The sequence below is a fragment of the Aneurinibacillus tyrosinisolvens genome (assembly GCF_001015055.1).
Lineage (GTDB): Bacteria > Bacillota > Bacilli > Aneurinibacillales > Aneurinibacillaceae > Aneurinibacillus_A > Aneurinibacillus_A tyrosinisolvens.
This window is the reverse complement of the sequence record NZ_BBWZ01000050.1, coordinates 15,672-32,133: the sequence shown is the minus strand read 5'-3', so window position 1 is coordinate 32,133 and position 16,462 is coordinate 15,672. Positions and strand designations below refer to the sequence as shown.

Sequence of the window (16,462 nt, the reverse complement as noted above, 5' to 3'; positions counted from 1 at the left end):
AATTCAATTTGATTTAAATGATTGAACAAAAAAAGATCGCTATCCCCATACATAAATGTAGGGGCTTGCGCGACCTCTAAAAAAGCGGTCAACACGTTTGTTGTAAAGGTCCTCCACCATGCTTGGCATTTCTGCATAAGAGCGAATATTGGGGCTTGTTTTCCCAAGCATATCCTGGGCAATGAGGGACCCGGTTGTCGATGTCATAACACCAACGCGCTTGCCCTTAATATCCTTAATTCCTTTAATCGGGGAATTGTCCGGCACGAGCAGAAGCTGCTTCGCTACAAAGTATGGCTTATTTAATAATCCTCTGTTCTTTCTTGTGTATCAATGCGGCTTCCTTCACTTGTTTCTTGTCAAAAGTCAGGCTGAGATTATAGGAGCCAAGGTTATATACAATATATTTCCCCTTGTACACTTCATAAGGCTGGCTGACAGGAGACCGGTGGCCGACAACAACATCCGCCCCCGCGTCAATCAGGCGGTGGGCCATATCCTTCTGGTACGCCTCCGGCTGCGATTGCTTCTCGCTGCCCCAGAACATCGTAACGACCAATACATCCGCCTTCTCCTTTGCTTTTTTTATGTCGTCAAAAATATGCTTGCCATAGGCGTCGGCCACGCCAACGTGGTTTCCTTCCGCCTTCCACGTAACATCCGGCACGACTCTCGTGTAGGACAACATCCCGTATTTCGTTCCGTTGCTCTCAAAAATGTGCGGCGTGAAAACCTGGGACTGCTTTCCGTACCCCAGTACCCCCACATTCGACTTTCGAACATCTGCGATTTGCTTCTCAATCGATTCCCGGCTCTGCCCTTCTAAAATGTCCCGATTGGCAAGGGCAATCGCGGAAGGCGAGCGGTGTTTTGCTTCAAGAAGCCAGGCGGGAACCGCTTTTTCCGCATGGAAGCGGGCTACAGGAAACAGCTGAAAATCCGCATCCGGCACAGGCTCTACCTTTTTTGTATCATACTGTGTGTCGGTATATACTGCCAGGCGGAATTCCTCCGCTGCAGGTGAAAGGATAGCGGCTTGTTTTCCCTCAGCTTCCTTCTTATTCGAACTTGCCGGCTGTGCCTGCTGCTCCAGCATTTCGATTGCCTTCTGTTCCGGTTTTACAGATGTCTGCCCGTCCGTTATAATCTTTGCAACTGAAGTGTTAAGCGCCGTTGATGGCGTTGCTGACTTCAGCAAACCAAGCCCCTCGTATCCCCCATACCCGAGAACTCCGAGCAGGACGAGCCACATAGCTGCGGCCACGCCTCTCCGCTTCCACCCGGACACACCCTGTAAATCGTTATAGGATAGGATGGAATTGATATCCGTATCATAGAAAGCCAGCAGCCGATCAACTTCTTCCACCGTAATCGGGCTGATTCCTTGCTCGACTCGTTTTAGCCGTTGCTGGCTTATTCCTGTTTCTTCCTCAATATTTTGCAGCGTGATGCCCAGATCGAGCCGGTATTCACGAAACTTCTGCACGAGTGCATACAATTCATTGTTCACGTTCCTGCGCTCCCTACTGAAAAGGCGAGAAATATAAAATTCTGCCATTTTTATATTCCCTACTATACCACAAAAAGACGAAAAGCCCGGATCTGAACATCCGATCCGGGCTTCGTGCTCTTCATTTATAACGCAGCGCGTGATTTTGCCGCGCGCAGGCGGGTACATACTTTTTTCAATCTATCATAGTGCTTCAATACGCGCAGGCGCGCTTCTTCCGCTTCAGGCAGGCTTGGACGCAGCTGCTTAATCCCCCAGTATTCGATAAGCACTTCAAATACCTGGTCAAAATATTCAATAGGACCATAAGACGCATCCTTGGCAATGATACTCATTCTTCCTTCAAAATCCGGTATGACTTCTCCTGGCATCGTAAACTTAATCATGACGTCTGCGATATAGAAGATGTAATTCTCATTCACTTCAAGATGGGATTTGACCGCATCCCGGTAGAAGGCATAGTGAAGCGTTTCATCCTTGGATAACCGCCGCAGAAGAGTGGAGAGCGTACGATCGTGCTCTGCAGCTACCTTTGCCACATTATTATAGAAAACCATAGTTGCAAGTTCCTGTATGGTTGTATAAGCAAGCGTTTCAAGCGGCGTCGTAAAATCGTTTACATAACCATGCTCTACTGTTTGCTTGCGCAATTGGTGAATCGTATGGGGATTCCCGTTCCGTGTAAGCAGCAGGTAGGTTTCAAGCAGGCTGGAATGCTGGTCTTCTTCCGCCGTCCATGTATGGATAAAATCGTGCATCACAGAAAAAGAACCTTTGAACGTCTCATTTAAGTGCGACGTAAACCATGGGAGGTTTACCTCCGTTAAGAGTGCGGTCTCTACTGCAATTCGCAAGCTTTCAGATAAATTTCCCTGACCCGGTTCATAAGGGACGCGTTTAAAATCCTGGCCTTGGTCCCATGGCAAAAACTCATGATAGCTCCAGTCAATATTAGCAGCCCGCTCTTGATGTACCCTATACAGTTCTTTAAACTTCGCTTCTAAACGATGATCTAAATGGCTTGATAACAAATAGAATCCTCTTTTCTCCTTACGGTTTTACTTTTTCTGTATTTATACTGTATAAAACTTGATATTACCGTATTATAACACGATGTCAAAAAAATTCAGCCTCTTTATTGTGAAAAAATTCGTAACGTATAAACTTTCCAGCTATGGGGAGATTGGAACCGTTGTTGGCTACACAAGAATGCGCCCGCATTCCTCGCATTGAACGAAATTCTTTCCCTTTCTCCACTCTTCCATTTTCGCTACCGAAAGGGGGAGAAAGCAGCCCATGCACGAACGGCGTTTCACTTCCACGACAGGGTTCGCAACATTTTCGGCTACCTGCTCATACAGCAAGAAAGCGCGTGGCGCCAGTGATTCCTCAAGCTTTTTCGCTTTATCTTCCCATTCCTGCCTGCTCTGGCGCAGGTCCATCTCCTTGGCGAATCGCTCCTCCATAAACCTTTCGATATCTTTCTCCGCCAGCAATAACTCCTGCTGGGCGAGGGCATAGGCGATTCTCGCATCGATATCGTCCTCAGCCGGGACACCCAGCTGTTCTACTTTGCCCTGGCACTCTCTGCGCCTCGCCTGCAGCTCCTGTTCCTCGCGCTTCAGCTGCTCAATAGCCGAGCTGGCGGCTTTCCACTGTTCTCTGGCAAGGTGCCATTCCAGTAGCTTTCTCGCTTCCAACATATACTCTCTCCCACCCGTTTTTTATATTTATATAAACTTGAAAGGCTCCGTATTCACTTTCGACACAATGATTTCCGTATCCAGTTTCTCTTCTTTTATTCGCTGCTCCAGTACGTTCTGTACAGCCTCTTTCATAATCTTCTCGACATTGTGCCCGGGATCCACCAGGGATAGTCCGCCGGCCATCGCGTCGTGTGCCGTATGATAATAAATGTCCCCTGTGACAAGGACGTCTGCGCCGCGGAACATCGCTTTGGAGACAAAGCTATTCCCGTCCCCACCGAGGACAGCGATTTTCCGGACCTGTCTGTCCAGCGGCCCGACGACGCGTACCCCCTCGACACCGAACGCTTCTTTTACCCTGCCGGCAAATTCCTCCAACGTGAGCGGAGAGGGCAGAGTGCCAATCCTTCCGATTCCCCACGTTGTGCCCGCCTGTTCAACCGGATAAATGTCATACGCCACCTCTTCATACGGATGGGCACCTGTCATCGCTTTCAAAACCCGCGCCTGGATTTCTTCCGGCATAATCGTTTCCATTCGGATTTCTTCCACCTGTTCCAGCTTTCCCTGTTCACCAATATAAGGGTCCGTTCCTTCCCGCGGCAGAAACGTACCGGTTCCCTTCACACCGAAGGAGCAATGGCTGTAGTGGCCAATCCAGCCGGCACCGGCGCGGGCCATCGCATCCCTTACACCATCCACATGGGAGGCCGGAACATAGACGACAATCTTCTTCAGCTTCTGCTCGTGCCATTTCTCCAGGATGTCGACATTCTCCAGACCAAGAGCCTCCGCCATGAGCTCATTAATCCCGCCTTCAGCCACATCGAGATTCGTATGGGCAATATAAACGGCAATATCATGCTTGATGAGCTTTTCGTAGAGGCGCCCCGCCGGCAAGTCGGTGCGTAAATTTTTCAGCGGGCGGAAAATGACCGCATGGTGGGCAATGATTAAGTCTACTCCTTCCGCAATCGCTTCATCTACAACCTCTTCGAGAATATCAAGGGTCACCATGACCTTTTTGACTTCCTTCTGCAGCGTGCCGACCTGCAGGCCGATTTTGTCCCCTTCCATCGCCAGATGCTTGGGCGCAAACGCCTCGAAATACTGGATTATTCTCTGTCCGCTGGCAAACATGATAAAACCTCCTCAATCCAACTGATTTTACCGGCGATTTCTTCCCTTTTTCGCTCGGCTTCTGCTGTATTCGATTTTGCTATCTGCCCCTGGATGGATAGAAGCTTGTCTTTTTCCTGTACCCATTTTTTATGAAGAACAGGCGGTTTATCCCGCCAGAGCACCGGGCCAAGCTGCAGCAGCTCTTCCAGCGAACGGTCTTGATTTTCATACGGCTTTTTACTGTCGCCGGGCACCGCGTGGAGGATTTCATAAATCACTCCGTCTTCCTCGATGATTTTCTCTTCAATAAGCTCCCAGCCATGCTCGATCAGCCATTTTCTAACGAGAGGGGCCGCCACATTCGGCTGAAGCAGCAGTTGTGTAACGCCTTCTAATTTCTCTTCGCCCTCGGAAAGAATCGAAACGATAAGGCTGCCCCCCATGCCGGAGATGCAAATCGTGTCGGCCTCGTTCTGTCTAAGAACGGCAAGCCCATCCCCCAGGCGCACCTCTATTTTATCTTCCAGGTTGCTTGAGCGGACCTGGCGGGAAGCGGACTCCCACGGACCCCGGTTTACTTCTCCCGCGATGCACTGCGGGGAGATTTGCCGCTGAATCAAGTAGGTCGGCAAATAGGCGTGATCGGAACCGATATCCGCTACCCGGTTCCCTCGCTTTACCATATCTCCAATCGTCTGCAGACGATGTGAAATTTCTGTCATATGTATCGCTCCTTACTCATACCTTCTCCATTAGATTACCATTGCTTATGAAACTTTAACAACAGAGCAATGTCTGGATGTTCCATAAGAGAGAAGGACGGAGGGAAGAACAATGTATAACATCATCGAAAAATTCACAGCGAACCCGGAGAGGCTGAAGAAGTTTCAGCAAGCATTCAAGAGAATGCCGGACTTTATCTGCTATTCGCTCTGCGTCCTGGCCGGTTTTATCCTCTACGTATTAGCTGTCCATACGAGAAAGCGTGTGAAACGAAATCTTGCTGATTTATTGGGCCCAACTCATTCCTTACGCCTCTCCCGTCTTTGCCGAAGCTATTTTACACATCTTATGCTTGTATTATTTGAAATTCTTATTCGTTCCTCTGCACTGGAAAGTGCGAGACAGCGTACATTCGGCACCGAGGGGGAACAGCACCTTGAGGAGGCGCTGCAGCACGGAAAAGGGGCCGTTTTGTTCACCCCGCATACCGGGAATTTTTTCTATTATTACTGGTACGTATCAAAGAAATATCCGTGCCTGACTGTAGCTACAGCCGGCAGCAAGGAGCTCCGTCCCCTGTATGAACTCTTTGAGCAGATGGGGTGCAGCGGGCTGGACTATGATACGGTGCCGCCGCTGAAACTGCTGAAAACCTGCGGCGTCATTTAAATAACAATGGCGTTGTCATGCTGCTGGGCGACTTCTCACGCCCTGCCTTTCCCCCCGCGCGTTTTTTTGGCAGAGCGACGAGAAGCCCGGGCGGCGCCGCCGCGTTTGCCCTTGAACAGCAGGTTCCGATTGTGCCATTCTACGGATTTCGCAGGCGGCGTTTCGAACACCGGCTTGTTTTTGAGCCCCCTGTTTTTTTACACAGGGAATACAAACCGCACGAGCGCTTTGAAGCAACAAATGAATTGAATCAACGGCTGGAGAGCATGATTTTGCGTGCGCCCGAGCAGTGGTTTTACTGGTTTAATGTAGATGAGAGGTGGGAGCCTGCCGCCGCCTTGCAAAAAGCAAATGACTGTTAACAATACGTTAACAGTCACCCCGTGTCCTGCCTATGCGGGACCTTTTTTTATTTTCCATTGCTTTTGGAGCTAATTCCAAGTTCCTTTACCGCGTTTTCGCGCAGGCGGAATTTCTGGATTTTACCGGAGGCTGTCATTGGATACTCGTCCACAAATTGAATATAGTGCGGGATTTTGAAGCGGGCAATTTTCCCGTTGCAATACTCTTTGAGTTCTTCCGCCGTCAGCGTTTCCCCTTCTTTTATCTTTACACAGGCGAGGATTTGTTCTCCGTATAACTCATCGGGCACGCCGACAACCTGCACATCAAGCACCTTGTCATGCGTATAGAGGAACTCTTCGACTTCACGCGGGTATACGTTCTCCCCGCCGCGAATAATCATATCTTTGAGGCGCCCTGTAATTTTATAATAGCCATTCTCATCCACGGTCGCCAGGTCACCCGTATGAAGCCAGCCTTCGTAATCGATCGCCTTCGCCGTCTGTTCGGGCATGTTGTAATACCCCTTCATTACATGGACACCGCGCGTGCACAGTTCTCCCTGTCCACCTATGGGCATTTCTTCCCCTGTGGCCGGGTCAACGATTTTGGCTTCTACGTGCGGCAGAACCCGCCCTACGGTAGAAACACGCTGTTCAATCGTATCGTTCGGGCGTGTCTGGGTAATAACGGGCGCGGATTCTGTCTGGCCGTACGCAATTGTAATTTCCCTTGCCCCCATTATGTCGACCACTTTCTTCATTACTTCGGCAGGACACGGCGAACCAGCCATAATTCCGGTGCGGAGCGATGTTAAATCAAAGGCAGGAAACTCAGGATGGTTCAGCTCAGCAATAAACATGGTCGGAACCCCGTAAATGGCCGTGCAGCGCTCATCCTGCACGGCCTGCAGGACCGTTAGGGGATTAAATGCGATAATCGGCACCATCGTTGCCCCTGTCGCTACGCTGGCTAGCGTACCCATTACGCACCCGAAGCAGTGGAAGAACGGTACGGGTATGCAGATTTTATCCTGTTCCGTGATGTTCTGGCAGGCAGCTACGTTCACCGCGTTGTTTACAATATTTTTGTGGGACAGCATCACGCCTTTTGGAAAACCGGTTGTTCCGGACGTGTACTGCATGTTGATGACATCGTCGGGCTCCAGGATTCTCTGGATACCGGCCAATTCATCCTCCGATACGTTCTCCGCCCTGTCCAGCAGATCGGACCAGGCAAACATGCCTGGTCTTCGCTCTTCCCCGATAAAGATAACGTTTTTCAGGTGGGGGAGACGTTTCGAGACGAGTTCGCCCGGTGCCGATGTTTTTAATTCAGGGCAGATTCCATAGATCATATCAATACAACTTACGCCGCGCAGTGAATCAATAAGAAGTAGCGTCGTGGACTCAGACTGGCGCAGCAGGTATTCCAGTTCATGCACGCGGTAGCTTGTGTTTACCGTAACGAGCACCGCGCCCATTTTCGCCGACGCGAACTGGGTTGTCACCCACTCAGGAACATTCGTCGCCCAGATGGCAATGTTCTCACCCGGTTTAATCCCAAGATCGATAAACCCTCTGGCAACCCGGTTGCACAGCGCCTGGAACTCGCGGAAGCTATAGCGGATTCCAAGCTCCGGATAAACAACCGCTTCTTTGTCCGGAAATTTTGCTGTTGTTTGATCCATTAAATCCCCGATTGTACTATGCACTGGTTCACTCACTGTAAGAACCCCCTGATCTATTATTTACAGCCGATAGCACGCGCGATAACCATACGAAGCACTTCGGAAGTCCCTTCTCCGATTTCAAGCAATTTTGCGTCGCGGAAGAAACGCTCTACCTGATACTCTTTCATGTATCCGTTTCCCCCATGAATCTGGATCGCCTGATCACAGACACGCATGCACATTTCGGAGGCGAATAGCTTCGCCATCGCAGATTCTTTGCCGAACTTCTTGCCCTGGTCTTTCAGCCATGCTGCTTTGTACACCTGGTTGCGTGCCACTTCAATATTCATCGCCATATCGGCCAGCTTAAACTGGATGGCCTGGAATTTAGAAAGCGTTTGGCCGAACTGCATCCGTTCATTCGCGTACGCGAGGGCTTTTTCATACGCTCCCTGCGCAATTCCGACCGCCATCGCCGCAATGCCGATCCGGCCGCCGTCAAGCGTCGCCAGGAACTGCTTGAACCCGTTTCCGCGCTCGCCCAGGATATTTTCTTCAGGAACCCGCACATTTTCCATATACAATGCGGTTGTATTGGAAGCATTGAGCCCCATTTTTTCGTAATTGGCAACAACGGAAAAACCGGGATCGTCTGTCGGAACGATGAAGGCTGTAATCCCGCTTGTTCCTTTTTCTTTATCGGTAACAGCCGTAAGCGCAAGGTTCTTCGCATACGTCGCGTTCGTGATGTAGCACTTCGAACCGTTAATGACCCACTCTTCCCCGTCTTTCACAGCGGTGGTGCGCGTTCCTCCCGCATCCGAGCCTGCACCGGGCTCTGTTAACCCGAAGGCGCCGAAATACTCGCCGGTTGCAATCGGTGTCAGGTACTTCTGTTTTTGCTCGTGTGTTCCGAACAAATTAATAGGGGCGCCGCCAAGAGATACGTGAGCGGAATACGTAATGCCGGTAGAGGCGCACACGCGGCTCAGTTCCTCTACGACAATGGCAAAGCTGGCCGTATCCGCTCCGGCCCCGCCGTATTCCTCCGGGAAGGGCAGGCCCATTAAATCGAGCTTCGCCATCTTCTTAAAAACCTCGAGCGGAAACTCCCCTGTTTTATCCCTTTCATTCGCTCCCGGAGCAACCTCCCCTTCCGCAAAATCCCGAATGACGCCCTTAATCATTTGCTGCTCATCTGTGAGGTTAAAATTCATCTTCTTCCCAGCCTTTCATGTTTTATGATTGAGCGCTAGCTCAGAAGTAAGCAACGGAAATAAAGCGATTACATTTATATACTTTAAACTATTCAGAAACATAATACTTTTATTCTCCGTTTTTTTAAAAATTCCTCCCATTTTTCGTTTCCGTTTTTAATTTGTAAAATTAAAAAGAAGACGCATCCAATGCGCCTTCGATCCCTGTTACTATCGTAAAGAGTGCTGGCGGCTTATCCAGGGCCACCAGAAGTTTTTCAAAGAGAGAAGAAGAAAACCCGTGAGAAATATTTTAACGTACAGGTAATACAGCAGAACATCCGCACCGGCTCCATTGATAAAAAGACTCTCCACTTCCGCTCCAAACAACGAAACAAGCCCGGTAAAAAATAAAACGGCCGCTGTTTGTTCCCTGCGTCTTTTCCATATGAGCCCGGTTGCAATTAACACAATGGAAACGGGCAGCCAGAAGCTCTCAAGCCGCCACCATTCGAATTGCCCGGCCATTTCTACATACGTATTCCACCCGTAGATTCCCTGCAGCCCGAGAATCGCACAGAAAGACAAGTAATACTTCCGTGCAGCCATTCCGCTTATGTGCCATACAAGACAGCAGGCCGCGAGATAAGCAATGACGTAAGGTACATCATAGTGCTGGGAATTGAGATAATGAATGCCGCCAATGGCCAGCAGTACAGAAGCCATTCCTAAAAATAAATGGCTGGAAACACGGGTTCTTTTCCTTATAAAGGATAATATGTAAAATAGCATCGTTAAGATTCCGATCAGGATCATTTGCATTGTGAACGTGAAATCGGTAAAATGAAAAGCAAGATAGAGTAAAACGCTAGCGCCGAGGCCAATGGATACCCACTTTACATCCATTTTGGGCATAGAGAATGCCGGCACGGGCTCCGAAGCGGTCGCAGCCTGTTCCTTTCCGGCTCCATTTCCTGTACCGGCAGACTCGCCTTCAGTGTATAAGTTCAGCAAAAAATCGCAATATTGGCCGGGCAGTAAGTGGCTTTGCCGCCAGTATTCGATTTCACCGATAATCACTTTCTTCTTTTGCTCATTCACAGGACGGTGCCTCCTTTGATACCGGGTAAAAAGAAAAAAGCCTGCGCAATTATAAAACGCAGGCTGCGATTCAGTAAGCGTTACTCTAAGAAGTCCTTTAGTCGCTTGCTGCGGCTTGGGTGGCGAAGCTTACGCAAAGCCTTCGCTTCAATCTGACGAATTCGTTCTCTTGTAACGCCGAACACTTTGCCCACTTCTTCCAGCGTCCGGGTTCTGCCATCATCGAGGCCAAATCGCAGTCGAAGGACATTCTCTTCACGTTCGGTTAACGTGTCAAGGACATCTTCGAGCTGTTCTTTGAGCAGTTCATACGCCGCGGCATCCGACGGCGCCAGCGCATCCTGATCCTCAATAAAATCTCCAAGATGGGAATCATCCTCTTCCCCGATTGGTGTTTCAAGCGATACAGGTTCCTGGGCAATTTTCATAATTTCGCGAACCTTCTCTGGCGTAAGGTCCATTTTCTCAGCAATTTCTTCAGGGGAAGGCTCTCTGCCCAATTCCTGGAGCAGTTGGCGGGATACACGGATCAGTTTGTTGATGGTTTCAACCATATGAACCGGGATCCGGATCGTACGGGCCTGATCGGCAATCGCACGCGTGATAGCCTGACGAATCCACCATGTTGCATATGTACTGAATTTGTACCCTTTCTGATAATCGAATTTCTCAACCGCTTTGATGAGGCCCATATTCCCTTCCTGAATCAGGTCAAGGAATAGCATTCCTCTTCCTACATAGCGCTTAGCTATGCTAACAACCAGGCGAAGGTTTGCTTCAGCCAGACGGCGCTTAGCTTCCTCGTCCCCTTCTTCGATCCGCTTCGCAAGTTTTATTTCTTCCTGCGCGGAGAGAAGCGGCACGCGGCCGATTTCCTTCAGGTACATACGTACAGGGTCATTAATTTTTACTCCTGGGGGAACGGACAAATCATCGAAACTAAACTCTTCATTATCCTCTGTTTCTTCCCGGGGGATGATGTCATCATCCTCATCTTCATCTTCAGACTCGTTCATAACCTCTATCCCTTGATCGGTCAGATACTCGAAAAATTCATCAATTTGGTCTGAATCCTGATCAAAGGTAGAGAGACGTTCCATGATTTCTTTGTACGTCAGCATTCCCCGTTTCTTACCCTGTGCTATAAGCTGATCCTTTACTTGATCCAGGGTTAATTCCATTCCGGGCTTGCTTTCTGTATTCTTCGTCATGGTATTCCCTCCTTCCGACGGGTTTTTGGCTTCATTTATTTCAAAGACGTTTGCAACCGCACGATTTCCATGCCGATTCGAGCCGCCTCTAAAGCATTTCCCGCTTTTTCCTGTTTATTCTTTTCTTGTTTGAGCTCTTCTATCTGCAGCCGCTTGGGATAGGTTAATACCTGGCGTACATAATCTTCAAGCTGACGCTTTGATGCGCTTTGCGCGTCGATGTCTATCATAGCAAGATCAGATGCCTTCTCAATCAACCGTTTATCCTGCAGAAATGAAACAAACCGGGCGATATCCGCTTGATATCCTTCGGCATAATAGCGATACAGGTGAGCCGCTATCGCCACGTGATCTTCCACTACGAAGTCTGCGCCTACCCTCTCCCGCACCTGTTCGGTTATTTCCGCGCTCTGCATCATTAATGCGAGCAAATATTTCTCAGCATTCAGATAAGCGGGCAAAAGTGGTCGTGAAGCCACATATCTGCTATTATCTATACTATTATTCCATCTCTCTGTAAGATTATCCCTGTTTTCCGCCTTTTTTTGTTTTTTAAACACTTTATACTGTTCCTGTTTCAGCGCATCGAGCGATAAATGGAATTCTTCGGCCAGCTGCCGCAAATAATGATCGCGTTCAATGGCGCTAACCAGGCGGGAAATTTCCCCAAGTGCTTCATTGATATACTTCATGCGCTGCGTCTCATCCTGCATGTTGTAGCGCGAGCAGATGACATGAAGCCGATAGGCGGTCAACGAAGAGGCGTTTAAAAGGATATCCTGCTTAAACCTGTCGGCTCCATACTGGCGAATGTAATCGTCAGGATCCATTCCCTGCGGCATTTGCGCGACTTTGACCAGGCACCCGGCAGCAACTAACAATTCTGCTCCTTTGAAGGCAGCTTCTATTCCGGCATTGTCCGAGTCATAGCACAAAATAACCGTTTCTGCATTGCGCCGAATGATGCGGGCCTGCTGTTCCGTAAGCGAAGTGCCGAGCGAGGCAATTCCGTTATATACGCCCGCCTGCCATGCGGAAATAACGTCAACATACCCTTCAAAAAGAACGGCTTCCTGCAGTTTTCTTATATGGGATCTGGCACGGTGCAGATTGAAAAGCAGGTTGCTTTTGTTAAACAGTGGTGTTTCAGGGCTATTCATATACTTAGGTTGTCCATCACCCAGCACGCGTGCACCGAATGCGACAACCCTTCCCTGCGCATCATGGATAGGAAACATCACCCGGCCGCGAAACCTGTCGAACGGCCTGCTGTTCCGATCTTTTCTGCTGAGCAAACCCGCTTCTTCCATCAAAGGAAGGGCGAATCCTCTTTTTTCTAGAAATTGAACGACAAAATCCCAACTGTCCAGACTGAAGCCTAAATCAAACTCTTCAATTGTAGCAAGTTGCATTTCTCTATTCAAGAGATAATTTCGCGCTTCTGTTCCCTGATCGGTGTTAAGCAGAACGTGATGGTACAGCCTTGCTACAAATTCATGCGCAGCTAACATGCTCTCTTTTTTCTTGAGAGCCTGCTGATTCTCAGGGGTTATCTCTTCCTGCGGCATCTCAATGCCGGCCTTCTCTGCCAGGCTGCGCACAGCCTCCGGGAATTCTAACCCCTCCACCTTCATAACAAAGGAGAGGACATTGCCGGATTCTCCGCATCCATAACAGCGAAAAAGCTGTTTGTCAGGGTGCACTGCAAAAGAAGGGCTCTTCTCTGAATGAAACGGGCACAACCCGAAATAATTCCGTCCCGTTTTTTTCAGGTGGACGTATTGTCCAATGACATCAACGATGTCATTGTGTGTGCGTACCCTTTCGATTACTTCTTCAGGAATTCTTCCTGCCATGCACCTCACCTGTACTTCCTGCATTCCTTGCCGTGTGAAAACAAAATCTTTTCAACGGAATAATAGTATTCGGCAAAATCCCTCAATCTCCTTCTAAACTTCGCAAAACTTTTCGCAGATTGTGCCGAAAATTGTCGATTTCCTCTTTCGTAAGGGGACGAGGGCCTTTTCTTTTCCCTCCTGCCTTCGCGATTTGCTGTGAGGCATACCGGTTCATGAGAAGAAAAGAGATATTATCTTTAGTATATTCCTTTCCCCGCGACCCTAATGCTAAACATCCCTTTTCCAGCACAAGGCAGGCTAGGCCGTAATCGTCCGTAACAACTAAATCCCCTGCCCTTACATGGTTAATAATGTACATATCCACCGATTGGAATCCAGTATCCACGGAGATAACATTTGCCAGCGGGTGGGAGATGGATAACTGGTGATTGTACGATGCGACAAAATTCATGCCAAAATGCTGTCTGGCCGCTTCCTGCGTAATAATGTCCTTCACAGGGCAGGAATCGGCGTCCACCCATATTTGCTTTGTTCTTTCCTTCATAATCGTACCTATTCTACATAAGAATCCGATTTTCCTGCACGGAAAGTGTAGTCTGTCAATTTCGAATCATGTCGAATGTAAAAATAGCGTAAAAAAAGCGCAGAGAGGAACTCTTCTGCGCTTTCAGACAATTCTTGGACCGGCTAGACCGGAACCTTATTTGTATGTTTAATCGTAGCCTGGGCGGCGGCAAGACGCGCCAGGGGCACGCGGTACGGAGAACAGGAAACATAATCGAGCCCGGTGCGGTAGCAGAAATCAATAGAATGCTTTTCGCCCCCGTGCTCCCCGCAAATTCCGGTTTTGAGTTCTGGTTTTGTCATACGGCCCAGTTTCACGCCCATTTGCACAAGCTTGCCTACGCCATCCTGATCCAGGACGATAAATGGGTTTTCCGGGAGAACTTTCCGGTCCACATAAGCATGGAGGAACTTTCCTTCCGCGTCGTCCCGGCTGTATCCGAAGGTCGTCTGGGTTAAATCATTTGTACCGAATGAGAAGAAATCCGCCTCCTGTGCAATTTCATCGGCAGTCAGGGCGGCTCTCGGTACTTCAATCATCGTTCCAATAGTGTACTGAACCTGGGTTCCCGATTTTCCCATGCATGCGGAAGCAACGCGATGAACAAGGCTTCTCATTTCTTTCAGTTCGTTCACATGGCCTACAAGCGGAATCATAATTTCCGGCTGCACCGAAATCCCGCGCTCCTGCAGCACAGTGCAAGCCTGAATAATAGCCTGTACTTGCATTTCATAAATTTCAGGATAAATCATTCCAAGGCGGCAGCCGCGGTGTCCAAGCATCGGATTAAATTCATACAGCCTGCGAACCTTGCGAAGCAGGGATTCCTTCTCATACAGGGCACGCTTGTCGGCATGTGCATCCTGCTGCATTTTCGTTACTTCCACAAGCAATTCTTCAACAGACGGCAGGAATTCATGCAAAGGCGGATCGAGAAGGCGAATGGTGACAGGCAATCCCGCCATTTCTTCAAGAATTCCTTCAAAGTCCTTCTGCTGTACGGGAAGAAGCTTATCAAGTGCCGCCAGCCGATCCTGCGTCGTTTCCGCGAGAATCATTTCCTGCACGACAGGAATACGGGCAAGATCCATGAACATATGCTCCGTGCGGCACAGCCCGATTCCTTCTGCACCGAAGCCCCGCGCAACTGAGGCGTCCTCCGGGTTATCCGCATTGGCACGTACGCCCAGTTCCCTGGCTTCGTCTGCCCATGAGAGCAGCTCAATAAACTCATCGGACAGAACCGGGTCGATAAGCGGAACTTCGCCCAGCATCATTGTCCCTTTTGCGCCGTCAATGGACAGCACACTTCCTTCCGGATATGTTTTCCCATCCACTTCAAACGTTTTATTTTTTACATCGATTTTCAGCGCTTCACAGCCGCATATGCATGCTTTTCCCATCCCCCGGGCTACAACGGCCGCGTGGCTTGTCATTCCGCCACGGCTTGTAATAATGCCCTCGGAAGCAACAATCCCGTGGATATCCTCCGGGGTTGTCTCCGGACGCATCAACAACACCTTTATACCTTTAGCGGCAAGCTTTTCCGCTTCGTCCGCATCGAATACCGTTTGGCCTGTAGCCGCGCCCGGAGAGGCGGGCAGGCCGCGCGCCAGCACGTCGAGTTTTACATTCGGGTCAATGCTCCGGTGCAGCAATTGGTCGAGCTGTTCCGGATCGATGCGCAAAATCGCTTCTTCGCGGCTGATAATTCCTTCCTTCACCATATCAACCGCAGCTTTTACGGCAGCCTGCGCTGTCCGCTTGCCGTTCCGGGTCTGAAGGATGTACAGCTTTCCTCTCTCCACCGTAAACTCAATGTCCTGCAGGTCGCGGTAGTGATTCTCCAGACGCTCACAAATCGCGGTGAACTGCGCATACACTTCCGGCATTGCATCCGCCAGTGTCGCAATGGGTTGCGGAGTGCGAATGCCGGCAACGACATCTTCCCCCTGCGCATTAATTAAGTACTCACCGTACAGTTTGCGCTCACCTGTCGACGGGTTCCTTGTAAAAGCCACACCGGTACCGGAGTCTTCCCCCATGTTCCCGAATACCATCATCTGAATATTAACGGCCGTGCCCAGGTGATCCGGGATTTTGTGGATTCGGCGGTACACGATCGCACGCTGATTGTTCCATGAGCGGAATACAGCCTCGATCGATTTGGCCAGCTGGTCTTTCGGGTCCTGTGGAAAAGGTTCCTTTGTGTGCTTTAGCACGAGCGCTTTGTACGCGGCAATGACTTCTTTCCAGTCATCGGCAGCCAGCTCCGGATCATGCGTATACCCGGCGTCGTGCTTTTTCTTGTCCAGGATATCCTCGAAATGATAATGGTCAACACCGAGGACGACGTCGCTGAACATTTGAATGAACCGGCGGTACGAATCATACGCAAAGCGTTCGTTTCCTGTCAGCGCGGCAAGCCCGGCAACCGTTTCATCGTTCAGACCGAGGTTGAGTACGGTGTCCATCATCCCGGGCATCGAAAATACCGAACCGCTGCGAACAGATACGAGAAGCGGGTTGTTTATATCCCCCAGCTTCTTGCCCGTTTGTTTTTCCAGTTCGTTCAGGGCCGTATTGATTTGCTCAAGCACCGGCCCGCTGATTCGTTCTCCTTCTGCATAGTAATCATTGCAAGCTTCCGTTGATATTGTAAATCCGAACGGGACCGGAAGAGACGCTCTTGTCATTTCCGCCAGATTGGCACCTTTTCCCCCCAGGAGTTCCTTCATCTCGGCATTTCCCTCGTGAAACAAATAGACGTATCGCTTGCCTGTCAT

General features: G+C 49.6%; 15 protein-coding genes. 2 read left to right on the top strand and 13 right to left on the bottom strand.

Annotated elements, in window-relative coordinates; translation table 11 throughout:
- Positions 1-39: 39 nt before the first annotated feature.
- The 6 genes from MBEAL2_RS25120 to MBEAL2_RS25095 form a co-directional block, all read right to left on the bottom strand.
- On the bottom strand, positions 40-267 hold the full coding sequence (locus MBEAL2_RS25120) for an ABC transporter substrate-binding protein (RefSeq protein WP_047154967.1): 228 nt from the start codon (positions 265-267) through the stop codon (positions 40-42).
- Positions 268-298: 31 nt separating this feature from the next.
- A complete protein-coding gene (locus MBEAL2_RS29745; protein ID WP_161798292.1) occupies positions 299-1,510 on the bottom strand; it encodes a CapA family protein in 1,212 nt (403 codons plus the stop codon).
- 125 nt (positions 1,511-1,635) lie between these two features.
- A complete protein-coding gene (locus MBEAL2_RS25110; RefSeq protein ID WP_047154966.1) occupies positions 1,636-2,541 on the bottom strand; it encodes an acyl-ACP desaturase in 906 nt (301 codons plus the stop codon).
- Positions 2,542-2,709: 168 nt separating this feature from the next.
- On the bottom strand, positions 2,710-3,213 hold the full coding sequence (locus tag MBEAL2_RS25105) for a C4-type zinc ribbon domain-containing protein (protein ID WP_047154965.1): 504 nt from the start codon (positions 3,211-3,213) through the stop codon (positions 2,710-2,712).
- Between the two features lie 27 nt (positions 3,214-3,240).
- Positions 3,241-4,356, bottom strand: a complete 1,116-nt coding sequence (locus MBEAL2_RS25100; RefSeq protein WP_047154964.1) for a Nif3-like dinuclear metal center hexameric protein — start codon at positions 4,354-4,356, stop codon at positions 3,241-3,243.
- Positions 4,332-5,060: a tRNA (adenine(22)-N(1))-methyltransferase gene (locus tag MBEAL2_RS25095; RefSeq protein WP_047154963.1), complete on the bottom strand. Its 729-nt coding sequence runs from the start codon at positions 5,058-5,060 to the stop codon at positions 4,332-4,334. Before MBEAL2_RS25095 ends, MBEAL2_RS25100 begins: the two co-directional genes overlap by 25 nt.
- Before the next feature lie 112 nt (positions 5,061-5,172).
- Here MBEAL2_RS25095 and MBEAL2_RS33765 point away from each other — a divergent pair, with 112 nt between their 5' ends.
- Positions 5,173-5,730, top strand: coding sequence for an LpxL/LpxP family acyltransferase (locus tag MBEAL2_RS33765; protein WP_052948000.1), 558 nt, complete (start codon positions 5,173-5,175; stop codon positions 5,728-5,730).
- A gap of 17 nt (positions 5,731-5,747) precedes the next feature.
- Positions 5,748-6,092, top strand: coding sequence for an LpxL/LpxP family acyltransferase (locus tag MBEAL2_RS33760; RefSeq protein ID WP_052947999.1), 345 nt, complete (start codon positions 5,748-5,750; stop codon positions 6,090-6,092).
- A 47-nt stretch (positions 6,093-6,139) separates the two neighbouring features.
- On the opposite strand, the gene MBEAL2_RS25085 is transcribed toward MBEAL2_RS33760, so the two are convergent.
- From MBEAL2_RS25085 to ppdK, 7 genes are all read right to left on the bottom strand, one after another.
- Positions 6,140-7,762 carry an AMP-binding protein gene (locus tag MBEAL2_RS25085; RefSeq protein WP_047154971.1) on the bottom strand — a complete coding sequence of 541 codons (1,623 nt, stop codon included), beginning with the start codon at positions 7,760-7,762 and terminating at the stop codon, positions 6,140-6,142.
- Between the two features lie 56 nt (positions 7,763-7,818).
- Positions 7,819-8,961 carry an acyl-CoA dehydrogenase gene (locus MBEAL2_RS25080; RefSeq protein ID WP_047154962.1) on the bottom strand — a complete coding sequence of 381 codons (1,143 nt, stop codon included), beginning with the start codon at positions 8,959-8,961 and terminating at the stop codon, positions 7,819-7,821.
- Positions 8,962-9,171: 210 nt separating this feature from the next.
- Entirely contained in the window at positions 9,172-10,041 is an 870-nt protein-coding gene (locus MBEAL2_RS25075; protein WP_047154961.1) for a hypothetical protein, read from the bottom strand.
- Positions 10,042-10,121: 80 nt separating this feature from the next.
- Entirely contained in the window at positions 10,122-11,252 is a 1,131-nt protein-coding gene (rpoD, locus tag MBEAL2_RS25070) for an RNA polymerase sigma factor RpoD (RefSeq protein ID WP_047154960.1), read from the bottom strand.
- 35 nt (positions 11,253-11,287) lie between these two features.
- Entirely contained in the window at positions 11,288-13,108 is a 1,821-nt protein-coding gene (gene dnaG / locus MBEAL2_RS25065) for a DNA primase (RefSeq protein ID WP_047154959.1), read from the bottom strand.
- An 82-nt stretch (positions 13,109-13,190) separates the two neighbouring features.
- Positions 13,191-13,655, bottom strand: coding sequence for a YaiI/YqxD family protein (locus MBEAL2_RS25060; protein WP_052947998.1), 465 nt, complete (start codon positions 13,653-13,655; stop codon positions 13,191-13,193).
- Between the two features lie 143 nt (positions 13,656-13,798).
- Entirely contained in the window at positions 13,799-16,462 is a 2,664-nt protein-coding gene (gene ppdK / locus MBEAL2_RS25055; RefSeq protein ID WP_047154958.1) for a pyruvate, phosphate dikinase, read from the bottom strand.